This is a genomic window from Paucibacter sp. PLA-PC-4, from assembly GCF_026241155.1.
Classification (GTDB): Bacteria; Pseudomonadota; Gammaproteobacteria; order Burkholderiales; family Burkholderiaceae_C; genus Roseateles_E.
In genome coordinates this window covers 125,116-143,897 of sequence record NZ_JAPFGP010000009.1, presented here as the reverse complement: position 1 = coordinate 143,897, position 18,782 = coordinate 125,116, and the positions used below count along the sequence as shown (strand labels likewise).

Annotated in this window: 16 protein-coding genes; 9 read left to right on the top strand and 7 right to left on the bottom strand. The window is 66.5% G+C overall.

The genetic code is table 11. The annotated features are described in order from the left end of the window. Positions 1–2: 2 nt before the first annotated feature. The 7 genes from OOZ63_RS15540 to OOZ63_RS15510 all read left to right on the top strand — a co-directional run bounded on the left by OOZ63_RS15540 (position 3) and on the right by OOZ63_RS15510 (position 8,750). Entirely contained in the window at positions 3–1,622 is a 1,620-nt protein-coding gene (locus tag OOZ63_RS15540) for a PepSY-associated TM helix domain-containing protein (RefSeq protein WP_266006457.1), read from the top strand. After that, positions 1,622–1,957: a DUF3325 domain-containing protein gene (locus tag OOZ63_RS15535; RefSeq protein ID WP_266006456.1), complete on the top strand. Its 336-nt coding sequence runs from the start codon at positions 1,622–1,624 to the stop codon at positions 1,955–1,957. The genes OOZ63_RS15540 and OOZ63_RS15535 overlap by 1 nt, the downstream gene beginning before the upstream one ends. Before the next feature lie 175 nt (positions 1,958–2,132). After that, positions 2,133–3,194: an ABC transporter substrate-binding protein gene (locus OOZ63_RS15530; RefSeq protein ID WP_266006455.1), complete on the top strand. Its 1,062-nt coding sequence runs from the start codon at positions 2,133–2,135 to the stop codon at positions 3,192–3,194. A gap of 98 nt (positions 3,195–3,292) precedes the next feature. Further along, positions 3,293–4,411, top strand: a complete 1,119-nt coding sequence (locus OOZ63_RS15525; RefSeq protein WP_266006454.1) for an ABC transporter substrate-binding protein — start codon at positions 3,293–3,295, stop codon at positions 4,409–4,411. A gap of 277 nt (positions 4,412–4,688) precedes the next feature. Beyond that, complete coding sequence (locus OOZ63_RS15520) at positions 4,689–5,597, top strand: DMT family transporter (protein WP_266006453.1); 909 nt, start codon at positions 4,689–4,691, stop codon at positions 5,595–5,597. Positions 5,598–5,601: 4 nt separating this feature from the next. Further along, complete coding sequence (locus tag OOZ63_RS15515; protein ID WP_266006452.1) at positions 5,602–6,390, top strand: SDR family NAD(P)-dependent oxidoreductase; 789 nt, start codon at positions 5,602–5,604, stop codon at positions 6,388–6,390. Continuing rightward, entirely contained in the window at positions 6,390–8,750 is a 2,361-nt protein-coding gene (locus OOZ63_RS15510; protein ID WP_266006451.1) for a penicillin acylase family protein, read from the top strand. The genes OOZ63_RS15515 and OOZ63_RS15510 overlap by 1 nt, the downstream gene beginning before the upstream one ends. A gap of 13 nt (positions 8,751–8,763) precedes the next feature. On the opposite strand, the gene OOZ63_RS15505 is transcribed toward OOZ63_RS15510, so the two are convergent. Then, positions 8,764–9,666 (bottom strand): DMT family transporter, encoded by a 903-nt coding sequence (locus OOZ63_RS15505; RefSeq protein WP_266006450.1) that lies wholly within the window; start codon positions 9,664–9,666, stop codon positions 8,764–8,766. 74 nt (positions 9,667–9,740) lie between these two features. Here OOZ63_RS15505 and OOZ63_RS15500 point away from each other — a divergent pair, with 74 nt between their 5' ends. After that, on the top strand, positions 9,741–10,733 hold the full coding sequence (locus tag OOZ63_RS15500; RefSeq protein WP_266006449.1) for a quinone oxidoreductase family protein: 993 nt from the start codon (positions 9,741–9,743) through the stop codon (positions 10,731–10,733). On the opposite strand, the gene OOZ63_RS15495 is transcribed toward OOZ63_RS15500, so the two are convergent. The 4 genes from OOZ63_RS15495 to OOZ63_RS15480 all read right to left on the bottom strand — a co-directional run bounded on the left by OOZ63_RS15495 (position 10,713) and on the right by OOZ63_RS15480 (position 14,111). Beyond that, positions 10,713–12,233 (bottom strand): hybrid sensor histidine kinase/response regulator, encoded by a 1,521-nt coding sequence (locus tag OOZ63_RS15495; protein WP_266006448.1) that lies wholly within the window; start codon positions 12,231–12,233, stop codon positions 10,713–10,715. The two genes, OOZ63_RS15500 and OOZ63_RS15495, sit on opposite strands and share 21 nt — an antisense overlap. Before the next feature lie 88 nt (positions 12,234–12,321). After that, positions 12,322–13,092: a DUF2189 domain-containing protein gene (locus tag OOZ63_RS15490; protein ID WP_266006447.1), complete on the bottom strand. Its 771-nt coding sequence runs from the start codon at positions 13,090–13,092 to the stop codon at positions 12,322–12,324. Positions 13,093–13,139: 47 nt separating this feature from the next. Beyond that, positions 13,140–13,637, bottom strand: coding sequence for a signal peptidase II (lspA, locus tag OOZ63_RS15485; protein ID WP_266006446.1), 498 nt, complete (start codon positions 13,635–13,637; stop codon positions 13,140–13,142). Positions 13,638–13,892: 255 nt separating this feature from the next. Beyond that, a complete protein-coding gene (locus tag OOZ63_RS15480; RefSeq protein ID WP_266006445.1) occupies positions 13,893–14,111 on the bottom strand; it encodes a hypothetical protein in 219 nt (72 codons plus the stop codon). Between the two features lie 146 nt (positions 14,112–14,257). On the opposite strand from OOZ63_RS15480, the gene OOZ63_RS15475 reads away from it, so the two are divergent. Then, positions 14,258–14,767, top strand: a complete 510-nt coding sequence (locus OOZ63_RS15475; protein WP_266006444.1) for a DUF1269 domain-containing protein — start codon at positions 14,258–14,260, stop codon at positions 14,765–14,767. A 53-nt stretch (positions 14,768–14,820) separates the two neighbouring features. On the opposite strand, the gene ileS is transcribed toward OOZ63_RS15475, so the two are convergent. Continuing rightward, positions 14,821–17,661 carry an isoleucine--tRNA ligase gene (ileS, locus tag OOZ63_RS15470; protein WP_266006443.1) on the bottom strand — a complete coding sequence of 947 codons (2,841 nt, stop codon included), beginning with the start codon at positions 17,659–17,661 and terminating at the stop codon, positions 14,821–14,823. 82 nt (positions 17,662–17,743) lie between these two features. Further along, positions 17,744–18,778 (bottom strand): bifunctional riboflavin kinase/FAD synthetase, encoded by a 1,035-nt coding sequence (locus tag OOZ63_RS15465; RefSeq protein WP_266006442.1) that lies wholly within the window; start codon positions 18,776–18,778, stop codon positions 17,744–17,746. Between the last annotated feature and the right edge of the window lie 4 nt (positions 18,779–18,782).

Genomic DNA, 18,782 nt, shown 5'->3' with positions numbered 1-18,782 from the left:
CCATGCGAGCCGACGGTGCCAAAGAGGGCTTCCGCCAGGCCATGGCGTGGCTGCATACCTGGGTCGGCCTGGTGCTGGGCTGGCTGCTGTTCGCGATCTTTCTGAGCGGCACACTGGCTTTTTTCAAGCTGGAGCTCAATCACTGGAGCCGGCCCGAGCTGCATGGGCTGGGGCCGGCCCAGCCGCTGGACGCAGTCGCGCTGGCGCGTGCCGAGGCCAGCCTGCACTGGCTGGCACCGGCCGCGCAGAGCTGGCGCCTGAGCCTGCCCGACGAGCGCCGGCCGGTGGCCGCGCTGAGTTGGCGCGAGGCCGCTGATCCTGCCAGGCCGGGCCAGCGTGCAAAGTTCGAGCAGCGCTGGTTGGACCCGGCCAGTGGCGCGCCGGTCCAGGCGCGCGCCACCTTCGGCGCCGGCGAGTTCTTCTACCGCTTCCATTTCGAGCTGCGCTCCGCCCAGCAAAGCCGCTGGATCCTGGAGGGGCGCTGGCTGGTCGGGCTCGCGACGCTGCTGATGTTCGTAGCGCTGCTCAGCGGCATCGTCACGCACCGGCGCTTCTTCAAGGATTTCTTCACCTTCCGGCCCAGCGCGAAAGCGGCCCAGCGGGCTTGGCTCGATGCCCACAATATCAGCGGCGTGCTGGCCCTGCCTTTTTATCTGCTGATCACATTCAGCGGGCTGATGACCTTGCACAGTCTCTACATGTCCCCGAGCATCGCGGCGGCCTATGGCAAGGACATTGGTGCTTACTTCAGCGAGCTGGCCGGCGACCCGCTGCCGCGCAGCCGCGGCTTGACGCCGAAATCCGGCGAGACCGAACCCTTACCGCAGCTGGGTGAGGGCGCCTGGGACCGGCTGCTGAGCCAAGCCCGGGCCGAGTGGCCCGAGGGTCGCATCGAGGCGGTCTCGGTACTGCGCGAGGGGGACCAGACCCTGGTGGAGTTCAATCGCCACGAGGGTGACCGACTGCAGTACCGCAGCCCGCGCCAGGTCTTCGATGCCGGCAGCGGCGAACGCCTGCACCTGGCCGACACCCATGCGCCGGCCGCCAAGACCTATGGCGTGCTCTACGGCCTGCACATTGCCCGCTTCGCCGGCCTGCCGCTGCGCTGGCTGCTGTTCGGCTTCGGCCTGCTGGGCAGCGCGATGATCGCGACCGGCCTGGTGCTGTGGTGCGTTAAGCGCCGCGCCGAGGCCGAGCGCCGCGGCCCGGCGCGGCTGGGCTTGGGCCATCGCCTGGTCGCGGTGCTGAATATCGCGGCCATCGCTGGCCTGCCGCTGGCAATGGCGGGATTCTTCTATGCGAACCGGCTGCTGCCGCTGGGGCTGACGCAGCGGCCCGACGCGGAGCTGAAGGTGTTCTTCGCGACTTGGGGCGCCGGTCTGCTGATCGCGATGATGGGCGGCGGCTGGCGCCTGGTGTTTGGGCTCGGCGCGGCGGCTTTTGCCGGCCTGCCGCTGCTCGATGTTCTACACACCGGCACTCTGCCGCAGGGCATGCTGCTGGGCATTGATCTGGCCTTGTTGGCGGCGGCGGCGCTGCTGGCATGTCTGGCATGGAAAAGCCAGCCGCCCGCCGCCCGCCGGGCAAGAACTGGCCCCTCCGGTCAAATGGAGAGCGCCTGATGATCGAATTCCTGCACCCCTTGCTGTGCTCGCTGGCTGGCTTCGCCGCGCTGTGCCTGGCGATGGAGCGTCACCATCAGGACGCGCTGGGTCATGCGCCGAGCCCGGCCTGGCGCCGCGGCTTGCGTGTTCTGGCACTGCTAGCGTTTGCGTTATCGTGGCTGACGGTCTGGACGCGCCCGGACGCCGGCATCGCCTGGGCCGAATGGGGCGCCCAGTTGACCCTGGCTGCACTGGCCGTGGTGGCCCTGGCGACTTGGTGGCCGCTATGGCTGGCGCCGGCCCTGCTGCTGAGTCTGAGCGCGGCGGCGATGCTGTTGGGTCTTGGGGTCTGATGGGCTAAGCTTGCCGAGGCCCCTGGTCGGCGTGATCAATTGCTCATATTTCACCCGCTTTTGCGCGGCTGGGTGTCGAGCGGCTTTGCCACAATCGCCCCCAGTCAAAAGGGAGACTCCCATGCGCCTGCGTTGTGTTGCGATAGCCTTGTGTTGTGGCCTGGGGTTGACGGCTATGGCCTGGGCCCAGATCAAGATAGGCCAGACCGCCGGCTTCAGCGGGCCGGTGGCGGCAGGGGTGAAGGAAACCACCGACGGCGCGCGTCTGTATCTTGAAGAGGTGAATGCCCGCGGTGGCGTGAACGGGCAAAAGATCGAGCTCATCATGATGGATGACAAGTTCGATCCTGCGCTCAGCGCCGGCAACGCCCGGCAACTGATCGAACAGCGGGGCGTGCTGGCTCTGTTCTTGAGCCGGGGCACCCCCCAGACCGAGGCAATGCTGCCCTTGCTGGTCCAGCACAAGTTGGCTCTCGTAGCGCCCTCCACCGGCGCGATGCTGCTGCGCCAGCCTGTCAATCCTCATGTGTTCAATGTGCGCGCCAGCTACCAGCGTGAGGCCGAGCAGGCGGTGCAGCACCTGCTCGGTCGCGGCATCCGGCGCGTGGCTCTGGTGCAGGTGGACGACAGCTTCGGCGACGATGCCGCGGCCGGAGTGCTGCGCGGCCTGGAGAAGGCGAGGTTCAAGCCTGCGCCTCATCTGAAATACGCCCGCGCCAACCCGGCGCTGACGCCGCTGATGAAACAGGTGGCACAGGCCGAGGCCCAGGCGCTCATCATGATCGGCACGGCCGAGGCCGTGGCCGAGGGGAGCCATGCGCTGCGCGCGACCGGCTCGACCGCCCAGTTGGTGACCCTGTCCAACAACGCCACCGCCGGATTTGTCCGATTGATGGGCACGCATGCGCGCGGCGTCATCGTCAGCCAAGCCTTTCCGTCGGAGCGTTCCATCAACCTGGCGCTGGTCCGCGAGGCCCAGGCCCTGGCCAAGGCGCACAAGCAGGAGCTCACGCCAGGCATGCTGGAGGGCTTCACGGCCGCCAAGGTGCTGGTCGAGGGGCTGAGGAAGGCCGCCCATGACAAGGATCTGAGCCGGACCGGCCTGCTGCGTGCGCTGGACAGCCTGCACAAGCTGGACCTGGGCGGTCTGGAGCTGGGCTATCGTGCCAACGACCACACCGGACTGGACTATGCAGACATGTCCATCATCGGCCCCGACGGCAAGTTCTGGCGCTGATTGGCGTGGCTGAGCAGCCTGGGCCAGCGGGATATTTGTTTTCATGTTTGCCGCTCGCCTGCGACCGGCGGGCGATCAGTGTTGGAAGTGAGTGAGACATGCGACGGAAGATACAAAGAACATTGCTGGCGGCCCTCATGGGCGGGTTGCTGGGCCTTCCCGCCTGGGCCCAGATCAAGATCGGTCAGACCGCTGGGTTCAGCGGCCCGGTGGCAGCCGGCGTTAAGGAGATCACTGAAGGTGCGCGCCTGTACCTGGATGCGGTCAACGCCCAGGGCGGGGTGGCCGGTCAAAAGATCGAGCTGATCTCGCTGGACGACAAATTCGATCCCAAGCTGAGTGCGAGCAATGCCAAGCAGTTGATCGAGCAAGGGGTGCTGTCCCTGTTTCTGACGCGAGGGACGCCGCAGAGTCAGGCCATCCTGCCGCTGCTGGCCGAGCACAAGGTAGCCTTGGTTGCTCCATCCACCGGTGCCATGCTGCTGCACCGACCTGTGAACCCGTATGTCTTCAATGTGCGGGCAACGTACCAGCGGGAGGCCGAGCGGGCAGTGCTGCATCTGGCGGGCATGGGTGTGCAGCGCATCGGCTTGGTGCAGGTGGACGACAGCTTCGGCGACGACGGTGCGAGCGGCGCCTTGCGCGGCCTGGAGAATGCCAAGCTCAAGCCGGTGGCGCATATCAAGTATCCGCGGACCAATCCATCTCTGGGACCCTTGATGAAGCAGATGGCCGCTGCCGATGCCCAGGCCCTGGTATTTATCGGTGCCGCCGAAGCCGTCGCCGAGGGCGTGGAGACGCTGCGTGCGGCAGGCTCCAATGCCCAACTGGTGACGCTGTCCAACAATGCTTCTGCTGGCTTCATCAAGTCGCTCAAAGGGCAGGCCCGTGGCGTCATCGTCAGCCAGGTCTTCCCTTCGGAGCGCTCGCTCAATATGCCGCTGGTGCGCGAAGCCCAGCAACTGGCCAAGGCTCAGAAGATAGAGCTGACGCCGGCGAATCTGGAGGGCTTCACTGCGGCCAAGGTGCTGGTCGAGGGGCTGCGCCGCGCCAGCAAAGATAAGGATCTCAGCCGGGCCGGCCTGCTCAAGGCTTTGGACAGCCTGCTCAAGTTCGATCTCGGCGGGCTTGAGTTGAACTTCAGCCCCAATGACCACACTGGGCTGGACTATGGGGACGTGTCCATCATCGGCCCCGACGGCAAGTTCTGGCGCTGAGGCCTTGCGCACTGGGCTGCCCTCGCCTTAGCGATAGCGCGACCACAGCGGCGTCGGGCTGGCCGGCTGGCCAGCTTTTTGGCGGCGTGTCGCCGGGCTTGAGGTTGCTTGGCAGATGGCGCAGATAGGTCTTGATGCTGGCGCCTGGATCATTGCTTGTGCTGTTCGCGTTGATGCGCGCGCCTTGTGGACCTGGCTGCCTTCGCTGCGCGCTAGCCGCCCGGCCGCGCGCGGTGTGTCCATGGCGGGTACGCCCGCGCCCTAGAATCGGTGGCCCATGTCCAGCTCCAGCGCGCCTCCTGCCGTTTCTCCCTTGTGGCCGGGCCTATTGCTGGCCTCGCTGGGCGCGATTGCGTTCTCCGGCAAAGCCATCATCGTCAAGCTGGCTTACCGACACGGCGTCGATGCGGTGACCCTGATCATGCTGCGCATGGTGTTTGCATTGCCGCTGTTCCTTGTCCTGAGCTGGTGGGCCGGTCACGGCAAACCCCCACTGACCCGGCGTGACTGGCTGGTGATCCTGGGCTTGGGCTTTTCGGGCTACTACCTGGCGAGCTTTCTAGACTTTGCCGGCCTGGCCTATATCAGCGCGAGCTTCGAGCGCCTGATCCTTTATCTGAACCCGACCATCGTGCTGTTTCTGGGCTGGGCGCTGTTCCGGCGCCGTGTCACCGGCCGCCAGCTGATCGCACTGGCCGTCAGCTATGCCGGTGTGCTGCTGGTGTTCGGCCAGGAGTTGCAGCTCCAGGGCAGCGATGTGCTGCTGGGCGCGGCCCTGGTTTTCGGCAGCGCGCTGAGCTATGCGCTCTATCTGGTCTACAGCGGCGAGGAGGTCAAGCGCCTGGGCGCGCTGCGCCTGACCGGGCTGGCGACCACGGTGGCCTGCCTGCTGTGCATTGCGCAGTTCTTGCTCTTGCGACCGCTAGGCTCGCTGGCGAGCCTGGCCCCCGAGGTGCTCTGGCTGTCGCTGCTGAACGCCACCGCTTGCACGTTTGCGCCGGTGCTCATGGTGATGATGGCGATCGAGCGCATCGGTGCGACGATGGCAGCCCAGACTGGCATGATCGGGCCGATGTCCACCATCCTGATGGGCGTGTGGATACTCGGCGAGCCTTTCACTCCCTGGGTAGCTGCCGGCACGGTGCTGGTGATGGGCGGGGTGTGGCTGTTGACCAAGTGGAGATAAAGCAATGGATTTCGGACTGAACGGCCGCTGGGCTCTGGTATGCGCGGCAAGCAAGGGACTGGGGCGCGGCTGCGCTGAGGCCCTGGTGGGCGAGGGCGTCAATGTAGTGATCACTGCGCGCGGCGCCCAGACGCTGGAGACCACGGCCGCGGCGCTGCGGGCGCTGAACCCGGCGGTACAGGTGCGCACGGTGGCTGGCGATATCGCCACCGCCGAGGGCCGCATGGCCGCACTGGCAGCGTGCCCGCAAGTCGACATTCTGGTCAACAACGCCGGTGGCCCGCCGCCCGGTGACTTCCGCGACTGGGACCGGGCGCAGTGGATCGCTGCGCTGGATGCGAACATGCTAACGCCGATCGAGTTGATCAAAGCCACCGTGGACGGCATGGGCGAGCGCGGCTTTGGCCGCATCGTCAACATCACCTCGGGCGCGGTGAAGGCGCCGATCGATGTGCTGGGTTTGAGCAATGGCGCGCGCTCAGGCCTGACCGGCTTCGTCGCCGGCATCGCCCGCCAGGCTCGCATTGCCGGCCGCAATGTGACGATCAACAATCTGCTGCCCGGCGCCTTCGATACGGAGCGTCTGCAAAAAACCATGATCGCCGGCGCGGCCAAAAGCGGTGTCTCGGCCGAGGAGATGGCGGCCAAGCGCCGCGTCACCATCCCGGCCCAGCGCTTCGGCTCGGCCGCTGAGTTCGGCGCTATCTGCGCGATGCTGTGCAGCGCCCAGGCTGGATACCTGACCGGCCAGAACATCCTGCTCGACGGCGGCGCCTACCCCGGCACCTTCTGATGCGGTGGCTGCGCCGACTGCTGCTGGGCCTGCTGGCGCTGGTGCTGCTGATCGCGCTGGCCGCCTGGCTGGCCTTGCGCTCAAGCCTGCCAAGCTACGAGGGCGAGGCCCGCAGCGCGGTCAGCGCGGCGGTTGCGCTGACGCGCGACGAGCGCGGATATCTCAGCATCAGCGCGACCAACCGGGCCGACGCGGCGCGTGCCCTGGGCTACAGCCATGCCCAGGAGCGCTTCTTCCAGATGGACCTGATGCGGCGCAATGCGGCTGGCGAGCTGTCGGCGCTGTTCGGCGCCAAGGCGCTGCCGCTGGACCAGGGTCGCCGGCTGCACCGCTTCCGCTACCGCGCCGCTGTGGCGCTGGCAGCCCTACCGGCCGAGCACCGCAACCTGCTCGACGCTTACGCGGCCGGCGTCAATGAGGGGCTGACGGCCCTGGGCGCGCGCCCCTTCGAGTACCTGCTCTTGCGCCAGGCGCCCCGGCCCTGGCAGGCTGCCGATTCGCTGCTGGTGATCTACAGCATGTATCTGGATCTACAGTCCTCGCAGGGCCGCGACGACCTGGCGATGGGTGTGCTGAAGGGCAGTGTGCCACCCGACTGGTATGCATTCCTGACCCAGCACAGCAGCGACTGGCAGGCCGCCATTGACGGCAGCCGTGTTCAGGCGTTGGCCGTGCCGGCAACGCCGCTTCCCGACGCGCTGCGTACAGCCAAGCTGGCCTGCGTAGGGGACTGCGGGCTGCAAGACAGCCGCGACATCGGCAGCAACAACTTCGCTGTCAGCGGCTCGCTGAGCCCGCATGGCGCGGCCATCCTGGCCGATGACATGCATCTGGGTCTTCGCGTGCCGGCTATCTGGTTCAAGGCCCAGCTGCGCTGGACTGAGGCCGGCCGCTCGCACCAGGTCAGCGGCGTCAGCCTGCCTGGCACGCCGGCTATCGTGGCGGGCAGTAACGGCGCCATCGCCTGGGGCTTCACCAATGCCACGGCTGACTGGGCCGATGTGGTCCGCCTAAGGCTCAATGCCGCTGGCACCCATTACCAAAGCCCGCAGGGCGAGCTACCAGTGACCCGCCATATCGAGCGCATCGAGGTGGCCGGCGGCGAGACGGTGGAGCATACGGTGCATGAAACAATCTGGGGTCCGCGTCTGGCCCCACCCTTCGCGGAGCATGTCTTGCGCTGGGTGGCCCACGATGTCGAGGGCCTCAATCTGCGGCTGCTGGGCCTGGAGCGGGCCGGCTCGGTGGCCGAGGCAATGCAGGCCGCGCGCGGCGCCGGCCTGCCGGCGCAGAACCTGCTGGTCGCTGATGCCTCTGGCCGCATCGGCTGGACCCTGATCGGCGCTTTGCCCGTGCGCCAATTGGACGATCTGAACCTGCCGCAGGACTGGAGCGATGGCCGTCAAGGCTGGCGTGGCTACCTCAGCGCGGCCGACCCCGCCTGGCCACAAGTGGTCAACCCGTCCGAGGGGCGGCTGTGGACCGCCAATGCCCGCACCGTCGGGGGCACCGCGCTGGCCCTGATCGGCGAGGGCGGCTACGACCTTGGCGCGCGCGGGCAGCAGATCCGCGACGCCCTGTTTGCCAAGGCTCAGCTCGGCGAGGCCGATCTGCACGACATCCAGCTCGACCACCGAGCGCTGTTCCTGCAGCGCTGGCGCCGGGTTTTGCTCGACGAGGTGCTCACGCCTGCCTTCGTGCAGCAGCATGGGCTTGCCGACTACCGCGCCGCCATCGAGCACAGTGCTGCTGCGGCCAGTCCTGACGCGGTCGGCTACCGGCTGCTGCGGGCCTGGCGCGAGCGGGTGCTTGAGCAGCTGTTTGCGCCACTGGCGGGGCTGCTGGAGTCGCGCCAGCTGCGGCTGCGCGATTTGAAGCTGGCGCCGGAGACTCCCGGCTGGGCCCTGCTGCAGGCACGACGCGCCGACACGCTGCCGCAGGCGCAGGCCTCGTGGCGGGCTTTGCTCGAGCAGGGGGTGCTGGACAGCCGCAAGCAGATCCTAGAAGCCACGCCCAGCCGCCAACTGGCTGACGCCAACTGGGGTGAGCACAACCGGGCCGCGATCAAGCATCCGCTCAGTCAGGCCCTGCCGCTGTTGGGCCCCTGGCTGGACATGCCTGACACGCCGCTGGCCGGCGACCGCCATATGCCGCGAGTGCAGCAGAGCGTGCATGGCCAGTCCCAGCGCATGGTGGTGGCGCCGGGCCAGGAGGCCCGGGGCATTCTCAGCGTTCCGGCCGGCCAGTCGGGCCATCCACTGTCGCCGTTCTACCGGGCCGATCACCAAGCCTGGCTGCAGGGTCAGGCCTTGCCCTTCCTGCCCGGCGAGGCGCGCTACACACTGATCCTGCGGCGCTGAGCTGCCAAGCAGTTCAGCGCCGTCCCGAGACCGCGATTCCTGCCGCGATCAGCGCGAAGGCCACGCCGTGGTACCACTGTGGCCATTCGCCCAGCAGCGCGGTGGACATCAGCGCGGCGAACACCGGCGTCAGGTTGCCGAAAAAGGCCGCCATCGCCGGCCCGGCCTCGGCCACGCCTTGGCCCCAGCATCGGTAGGCGATCAGCGAGGGTCCGATGGCAACATAGACGAGGGCCATGGCAAGACCTGGCCCCCAGACCAGAGGCTGCTCGGTGTAGCTCTGCTCGACGCCGGCCATCAGCCCGGCGAAGCCCAGGCCGAAGATCAGTTGCGACATCATGATCTCGGCCCAGTTCCAGGCGGGCTTTTGCTCGCCCCGCATATGGGACGGCGGCCGCGCCAGCATCCAGCTGTAGATTGCCCAGGAGAACACCGCCAGCAGCATCAGCAGATCGCCGGCCACGAATTGCACTCGGGCGAGATTGGCGAGCTGGCCGCGCGCGATCACAAAGGCCACACCGACCAGCGACAGCAGCGCGCCGCCGATCTGCCAGCGGCTGGGCCGCACCTTGAAGACCAGCGCACCAATGGCCAGCATCCAGACCGGCATGCTCGCGGCGATCAGGGTCACATTCAGCGCACTGGAGCTGCGCAGCGCCTGATACTGCAGCGCGTTGTAGCAGCCCATGCCCAGCAGGCCGCTGAGCGCCAGATAGCGCCAGCGGCTCAGCCATTGCTGCGGCTGCGTCAGCAGTCGCCAGGCCAGCGGCAGCAGCAACACAAAGACCAGGCTCCAGCGCATCGCGTTGAGCAGCAAGGGCGGCACGCTGCCGGCCATCAGTCGGCCTACCACGGCATTGCCGGCCCACAGCAGCGGCGGCAAGGTCAGCATCAGGGTAAGGCGCGGGGTTAGCATGAGGAGCGCGGGCAAGATCAGGGAAAGGCTGGCACGATAGCGGAATTCATCCATTGACGTTGAGGAGAGAACGCATGAGCCGTCGCGAAAAAGCCGTCCAGATCCTGCAGCCTGGCGCACCGGAGGTGCTGCAACTGGTCGATATCGAGGTCGGCGAGCCGGGGCCTGGTGAGATTCGCATCCGCCATCAGGCCTGCGGCCTGAACTACATTGACGTCTACCATCGCAACGGCTCCTACCCGCTGCCGCTGCCGGCCCGCCTGGGCATGGAGGGCGCCGGTGTCATCGAAGCGTTGGGGGAGGGCGTCACCCATCTGAGCGTCGGCGACCGCGCCGCCTATGCCAGCCAGCCGCCCGGCGCCTACTGCACTGCGCGGGTGATGCCGGCGCGCTGCGTGGTGCGATTGCCGGACACGATCTCGTTTGAGACCGGCGCCGCGATGATGCTCAAGGGGCTGACCGCGCAATACCTGCTACGCCGCACCCTGCCGCAGGGCGGTCTGCAGGCCGGTGACTTTGTGCTCTTTCACGCCGCCGCTGGCGGTGTCGGGCTGATCGCCTGCCAGTGGGCCAGGGCGTTGGGCCTGCAACTGATCGCGACGGCTGGTTCTGACGAGAAATGTGCACTGGCGCTGGCCTCGGGTGCGAGCCATGCGATCAACTACCGGCGAGAGGACTTTGCCGCGCGTGTGCGCGAGATCACCGGCGGCAAGGGCGTTAAAGTTGTCTACGACTCGGTGGGCCTGGATACGTTCGAGGGCTCACTCAACAGCTTGGCAGCCTTCGGCCTGCTGGTCAGCTTCGGCAATGCCTCGGGCTTTGCGCCGCCGGTGCAACTGGGCCAACTGGCCGCCAAGGGTTCGCTCTATGTGACCCGGCCGACCCTGTTCACGCACCTGGCCACGCGCGAGGCAACGCAGGCGATGGCCGATGATCTGTTCTCGGTCGTCGGCAGCGGTCAGGTCAAGATCCATGTCGAGCAGCGCTATGCGCTCGACCAGGTGGTGCAGGCACACCGCGAACTCGAGGCGCGCACGACCATCGGTTCAGGCGTGTTGCTGATTTGACGGTGAGGGTAGTGGCGCGGGTTGACTGGCCGCTGGCTCGGGTGCTGGCAAGCGGGCCATGGCCAGCTCAAAGCTGAAGCAGGAGCCGGTGCCGGGCTGGCTTTCCACCGCGACCTGGCCGCCCATCAGGCCCACCAGGCGCTGCACGATGGTCAGGCCCAGGCCGGTGCCCCCGTAGCGCCGGGTGATGCTGCCGTCGGCCTGGGTGAAAGGATCGAAGACCTGGGCGATCTGCTCACGCGTCATGCCGATGCCGGTGTCATGGACCGAAAAGCGCAGTCGCAGCGGCGCTGGTGGGCAGTCCTCGTCCAGGCGCTGGACCTCCAGCCGCACCTCGCCCTTTTCGGTGAACTTCAACGCGTTGCCGACCAGATTGACCAGCACCTGTCGCAGCCGCAGTGCGTCGCCCAGCACACGCTGCGGTACGCCCGGCTGCACCTTGGCATGCAGTGAGATGCTCTTCTCGTGCGCATGCAGCAGCAGCGGGTGCAGTGCCTCGCGCAGGCAGTCGTGCAAGGAGAAGGGCTGGCTGTCGATGATGACCCGGCCGGCTTCAATCTTGGCGACATCCAGCAAGTCGTTGATGATGACCATCAATCCCTTGGCTGAGGTATGGGCCAGTTCGATGAATTTGCGCTGACGCTCGTTGAGCTCGGTCTGCAGCACCAGCTCGGTCAGGCCCAGGACGCCGTTCATCGGCGTGCGGATTTCATGGCTCATATTGGCCAGAAAACTGCTCTTGGCCTGGCTGGCCGCCTCGGCCACTTCGCGGGCGGCCTCCAGCGCGGCCTGCGAGGCTTTCAGATCGGCGATGTCGCGGGCATTGAACTGCATCACCAGCTCGCCGGTCACCGGGTCGCGCATAGGCCGGGCGTCGACACCGTGCCAGCGCCGGCCGCTGCTGGTCAGCAACTCCAGATCGGCGCTGAAGGTCTGGCCGCGCTGCACCTGAGCGAAGATGCGCCGCGCCAGCTCGGGCTCGGGAAACATTGCCATGAAGGCCTTGCTGCCTCGCTCCTCGGCCAGACCGCCGAAGCAACTGGCGGCTGCAGGGTTGCGCATGAGCACACTGCCGTCTTTCAGGCTGAACATCGCGATGCGCACCGAGGTGTGCTGCAAGGCCTCGACGCCACGCAGCATGCTTTTGTCGACGCCGGTGGGGAGCGCGTCAGCGGCAAACAGCATGACCTGGCGCCGGTCTGGTGTACGAATACCGCGCGAGACCAGCAGCACCGTAGTGGCCTGGCCCTTGGGGTAGAGCGTCCACTGTTCCCGCACGATCTTGTCCTGGGCGTGATCGGCGGCGGTCACCGCCAGACGTTCTCGCACCATCGGGCTGGTGTCGGAGAAGTCGCGCGATAAAAATTCCTCGGCACTCTCGGCCTTCCAGAAGCTCAGCGCCGCTGCATTGGCCCAAAGATTGCGCTGGCGCTCAGGATCGAAGACCCACATGGGCACATCGAGCCAGTCGTAATGCGTCAAGCTGGAGAAGTCAAGCATGGGCGGCAGGGGCCGGAGGAGGAGGGCAACGCCCTCCATTGTGGCGTGAGCCAGATGCTTTGGAGATGAAGAATTTGTGCCTGCTTGTTCAGTCCGTCACGGCGGAGCGGTAAGCGTGCCAGCTGGCGTGGCCCAGCACCGGCCCGACCACCAGCAGCCCGGCAAACCAGGGCAGCATGGCCAGCAGCACCAGCACGGTGATCAGTCCACCCCACAACAGCATCACGCCGGTCTGGCTCAGCACCAAGCGCAGGCTGGTCAGGCCTGCGGTGACCGCGTCGACCGGTCGGTCCAGCAGCATCGGGATCGAGACGACGCTGACTGCATAGATCAGGCCCGCAAAGACCGCCCCGACGCCGAGGTAGGTGACGACGAAGCCGAGGTTCTCGGGATCGAGAAATTTGGCCAGCGAGCCAGCCAGATCGGGCATACCGTCGAAGCTGACCGCGAAGATCACCAGCGCGGCACGGCCCCATAGCATTTCTAGGATCAGGAGCACGCCGCCGAAGATCGCCAGCTGCGACAGCCGCGCCTCCCAAGCCAGGATGGAGTCGGCGAAATCGGGCTGCTCGCCGCGCTCCAGCCGCATGCTGACCTGATACAGGCCCAGGCACATGAAGGGCCCCATCAGCAAAAAGCCGGCCGACAGCGCCAGCGTGTAGGCCGGCGCATGTTCGTAGACCTTCAGAAGAGCCCAGCCCATGGCCATGAAGCAAAAGCCGTAAAACAGCCCGATGCCGGGGGCGCGGATAAAGTCGCGCCAGCCAGCCACCAGCCAGCGCATCGGGTCACCCCAGTGCAGCGGGCGCAGCTGGATGTCGAAGGCCGAGGTGTCGGCAGGCTCGTCGCTGGTGCTCATGGCGCCAGCCTAGGCCAGACGCGAGGCCGAGGGTAGCGGGGCTTTCCTTAGCCCTTGCGCACGCGGCGGATCTCGTCCCAGATCAGCAGCACGGCGCCGACCGTGATCGCGCTGTCTGCCACGTTGAAGGAGGGAAAGTACCAGCCACCCCAGTGCAGTTGGATGAAGTCCACCACATAGCCGTGCAGCAGGCGGTCGACCACATTGCCGATTGCGCCGCCGAGGATCAGCGACAGCGCCCAGGCGAACAGGGTCTGATGGCCGTGGCGGCGAAGCATGATGGTGATGAAGACGGTGGCCACCGCGCCCAGGCCGACAAAGAACCAGCGCTGCCAGCCCGAGGCGCCGGCCAGGAAGCTGAAGGCTGCGCCGGTGTTGTGGACCCGCACGACATTGAAGAAATCGGTCACATGACGGCTGTCGCCGAGCTGGAAATGGCCCAGGATCAGGGTCTTGCTGAACTGGTCCAGCACGATGATCAGCAGGGCGATGCCCAGCCACAGGGCCAGGCGGGAAGAGGACGAGGAGGACTTAAAGGCGGCCATGGATGGAGAAAGGAGAGGGTGCGCTACTGTAGCGCGCAGGGCGTGGCACTTCAGCGGGCTGGGCCGGGCCGAGCTGAGCAGCCAGCAGCCAGCCTTGGTGAGACACGCCGTCAACACGCCGTCAACACGGCGGCTTTCTCGGCGCGATTCTGGGCATCAGTGCCGAATCGCACGCGATTGCACCTGAGCCCGCTCTTGGAGACCGACTGCCCGACCTCCTGGAAGTGTCCGCCGGCTGCGCTGGCAACGGTTGCTTCAGCTCACCTTCTCGGGCTTGTCTTGCGCGGTGAGCTCTCTGGTGACGGCCGACAGGAACATCTTCAGATCCTCATCGTCGAAGGCCTCGGCGCTTGTGTTCTTGAGAATGGACACCCAAGCGGCAGCCTGGGAAGGCAAAACCATGAACAGCAAAATGGCGGCGAGCGCCCGGTGCGCATACGGCTTCGTCATCATCAACCCTTGCTGATTCGACATGGTCGCCATCGTCCGTGGCAGCGTAGCGGCCTTCGAGCCTGCTTGGCAAGGGCCGCTGTTGCGAGTGGCCGCTGCAAGGACTACATTGCGGCCTATGGCCCTGTTCGTGGCCGCCCAGGCCGCTGAGTCATTGCAAGGAGTTCGCGATGCGCAAGAGGATCTACTGGTTGCTGCCCGACCAAGGCAGCGCGGTCAAAACGATGAACGAGCTCTTGCTGGCCCGCATCGGCGAGCCGCATATCCATTTCGTCGCCCGCGAAGGCGCCGACATGAGCGGCCTGCATGCGGCCAATGTGCTGCAGACTTCGGACCTGGTCGAGGCGGCCCAAACCGGCCTGCTGTTGGGGGCCGGGCTCGGCGCGGCCCTGGGCGTCGTGGGCGCCTATGTGCTGGCCGGCACCGCACCGCCGGCGCTGATCGTGATCGCGCTCGCCGGCATCGGCGCGGTGCTAGGCACTTGGTCTTCCAGCATGATAGGCAGCTCGACACCCAGCCGGCGGTTGACCCGGTTCGATAAGGCCATCGATGCCGGCCAGTATCTGCTGATGGTCGATGTGCCGCGCTCGCGCGTCACCGAGATCGAGCAGCTGTTGGAGCGGACCCATCCCGAGGCGCGCTTCGAGGGCCTGGAGCCCAACGTCCCTGCGTTCCCCTGACAGACCGGGGGTTTGGAAAAAAGCAAGGGGCGCCGCGGCGCCCCTTGCAACTGTCAGGCCACGCTGCGCGGCTCGCCAGTGCCGTGAAGATTGCTATCGCAGCGGCCGCAGATCGTCGGGTGGGCCGGGTTGATGCCGACATCGTCGCGGTAATGCCAACAGCGCTCGCACTTGGCCCGGCTCGACGGCGTGACCGCAACGCTGAGCTCCTCGGCCGGTACTAAGGTGGCAGACGAGGTAATCAGTACGAACTTCAGGTCCTCGCCCAGGCTTTGCAGCAAAGCCAGATCTTGCGGGTTGACGCCCAGGCTCACCTCAGCCTGCAGCGAGGAGCCGACACCGCCGGCGGCGCGCACCTCCTCGATGGCCTTATTGACCGCATCGCGGATGTCGTGGATGCGGTCCCATTTGGCGATCAGGCTGCTGTCAGTGCCCTGGAACTGCCAGTAGGTTTCGGTGAAGATCGAGCCTTCGGCATGGCTGCCGTCGAAGATGGCCCACGCTTCCTCGGCCGTGAAGCTCAGGAAGGGCGCCATCCAGCGCAGCATGGCCTGGGTGATCTGCCACAACGCGGTCTGCGCCGAGCGGCGCGCCAGGCTGCCGGGGGCGGTGGTGTAGAGCCGGTCCTTGAGCACATCGAGGTAGAAACCTCCCAGATCTTCCGAGCAATAGACCTGCAGCTTGGCCACCACCGGGTGGAACTCGTAGCGCTCGTAGTGCGCCAGGATGTCGGCCTGCAACTGCGCCGCGCGCGCCAACGCATAGCGGTCGACTTCCAGCAGCTGTGCCAGCGGCACCGCGTCCCTCTGGGCATCGAAGTCGCTTGTGTTGGCTAGCAGGAAGCGCAGGGTGTTGCGGATGCGGCGGTAGGCATCGACGACGCGGGCGAGGATCTTGTCATCGATGGCAAGGTCGCCCGAGTAGTCGGTGGCGGCGCACCACAGCCGGATGATCTCTGCCCCCATCTTGTCGCTGACCAACTGGGGCGCGACCGTGTTGCCGACCGACTTGCTCATCTTGCGGCCCTGGCCGTCGACGGTGAACCCGTGGGTCAGCAGGCCGCGGTATGGCGCGCGGTCGTTGAGGGCGCAGCTGATCAGCAGCGAGCTGTGGAACCAACCGCGATGCTGGTCATGGCCTTCCAGGTAGAGATCGGCCTCGGGGCCGCTGTCGTGCGCCGCACCGGCATGGCTGCCCTTGAGTACGTGCTGGAAGGTCGAGCCGGAGTCGAACCAGACGTCGAGGATGTCGCTGCCCTTGCTGTAGGCCTCGGCCTCGGCGCCCAGCCATTGGGCGGGGTCAAGTTTTGCCCAGGCCTCGACGCCGCCGGCTTCCACCAGCTGCGCGGCGCGCTCGATGAATTCCAGCGTCTGCGGATGCGGCTGGCCGCTGTCCTTGTGCAGGAAGATCGGTAGCGGCACGCCCCAGCTGCGCTGGCGCGAGATGCACCAATCGGGCCGCCCGGCGATCATGTCGTGCAGACGGGCACGTCCGTTCTCGGGATAGAAGCTGGTCGCGGCGATGGCGTCCAGTGCGGTCTGGCGCAGGGTCTTGGGCGCCTTGTCGACCGCGAAGACACCGACACCCTCATCCATGCGGACAAACCACTGTGCGGCCGCGCGGTAGATCACCGGCGTCTTGTGGCGCCAGCAGTGTGGATAGCTGTGGGTGATCTTGCTGTGCGAGAGCAGGCGGCCGGCATCTTCCAGGGCTTGCGCGATAAGCGGATTGGCCTTCCAAATGTGCTGGCCGCCGAACAGCGGCAGCTCGGCCTCGTAAGTTCCATTGCCCTGCACCGGATTCAGAATGTCCTTGAAGTCCAGACCGTGGGCGACGCAGGAATTGAAGTCATCGAGGCCGTAGGCTGGCGCCGAATGGACCACGCCGGTGCCGTCCTCGGCGGTGGCGTAGTCGGCCAGATAGACCGGGCTCTCGCGGTCATAGCCGGCATCGACATGGGCCAGCGGGTGCTTGAACTTCAGCAGGGCCAGGTTCTTGCCCAGCGTCGTGGCCAGCACCTGGCCCTCGAGCTTCCAGCGCGCCAGGCATTTGTCGACCAGGGCTTGGGCAACCATGAAGATGCCGCGCGGCGTGTCGACCAGAGCGTAGCTGAGCTCGGGGTTCAGATTCAGTGCCTGGTTAGCAGGGATGGTCCAGGGCGTGGTCGTCCAGATGACGGTGAAGACGTCCTTGGCCAGCGAGGCCAGGCCGAAGGCAGCGGCCAACTTGGCTGGCTCAGCGCTCAGGAAGGCGACGTCGACGGCGGGGCTCTGCTTGTCAGCGTACTCGATCTCGAACTCGGCCAGCGAGGAGCCGCAGTCGAAGCACCAGTAAACGGGCTTCAAACCGCGGTAGACGAAGCCGCGCTCGAACAAGCGTTTGAGGACGCGGATCTCACCTGCCTCGTTGGCAAAGTTCATCGTCTTGTACGGATTCTCCCAATCGCCCAGAACGCCCAGGCGCTTGAAGTCGGCGCGCTGCTGGTCGATCTGCTCGGTCGCGTAGGCGCGGCTCTTGGCCTGCACCTCGTCTCGCGGCAAGCCGCGGCCAAAGGTCTTCTCGATCTGGTTCTCGATCGGCAGCCCATGGCAGTCCCAGCCGGGGATGTAGGCCGCATCAAAGCCCGCCAGTTGGCGCGCCTTGACGATCATGTCCTTGAGGATCTTGTTTGCGGCATGGCCGATGTGGATCTGGCCGTTGGCGTAGGGCGGGCCGTCGTGCAGCACGAACTTCGGGCGGCCCACCCGGGCGTCCCTCAGTCGCTTGTAGACACCGCGGTCTTCCCAGCTCTTGACCCAACCCGGCTCGCGCTTGGGCAGGTCGCCGCGCATCGGGAATGGGGTGTCGGGCAGATTCAGCGTGGCGCGGTAATCCGGTTTGGTGGAGTCGGTCATGGCAGGCGGCAGTCAGGGGCAGGCGTGAGCCTGCAAATCGGAGGTGTGCCCGGCGGGCACAGGCTGAGGTGCGCTCAGCGCTTCAAATTCGGTCGCGCGTGGTCTGGCGGCGTAACGAGGCATGGGTTGCCACATGGCCCGCCAAGTAAGCGCGCGCGTTGTCCACGTCTTGACGGATCGCAGCCGTCAAGGCGTCCAGCCCCTCGTAGCGGGCTTCGTCGCGCAGTTTGTGCAGGAGTTCCACGCGCAGGAGTTTACCGTAGGCCCCGTCGGCCCCCAGCTCGGCCGGCCAGTCCAGGCAATGCACTTCCAGCAGCACTCGGCCGGCATGCTCGATGGTCGGTCGCACGCCTAGCGAGGCGACGCCGTCCAGCGGGCGCTGTGTCAACCCATGGGTGCGCACTGCATAAATGCCCTTAGCGGCCGGCTTGTCATGCGGAAAGCGCAGGTTCAGCGTACGAAAGCCATCGGCCGCGCCGGCTGTCGATTCGCCCAGCAGCCGGCCCAGCTTCTTGCCATGGACGACGTGACCCGAGATCGAGTAGGGCCGGCCCAGCAGGCTTGCGGCTGCCTCCATGTCGCCCTGGCTCAATGCCTCGCGCACCGCCGAGCTGGACACGCGCAGTCCATGGACCTCGTAGCTCATCATGCGAGCGACATCGAAGCCCATGCGCTGGCCGGCCGCGTCCAGCGTCGCGTAGTCACCTTGGCGCTTGGCGCCGAAGCGGAAATCGTCTCCCACCAGCACGTACTTGGCGCCCAGGCCCTGCTGCAAGACCTGCTGGATGAAGTCCTGCGCGTTCAGCGAGGCGAGCGACTCATCGAAACGCAGCACGACGACCTGGTCGATGCCGCAGCGCTCTAACTCGCTGAGCTTGTCGCGCAGCGGCGCGATACGGGCCGGTGCGAGCTCGGGCTTGCCCAGTTTGGCTGCGAAAAAGTCGCGCGGATGCGGCTCAAAGGTCAGTACACAGGTCGGCAGACCGCGATGCAGGGCTTCTGATTTCAGCAGTGCCAACATGGCCTGGTGGCCGCGATGCACGCCGTCGAAATTGCCGATGGTCAGCGCACAGGCGGGCGCGATGCCGGGATGGTGAAAGCCGCGAAAGACATGCATCCAG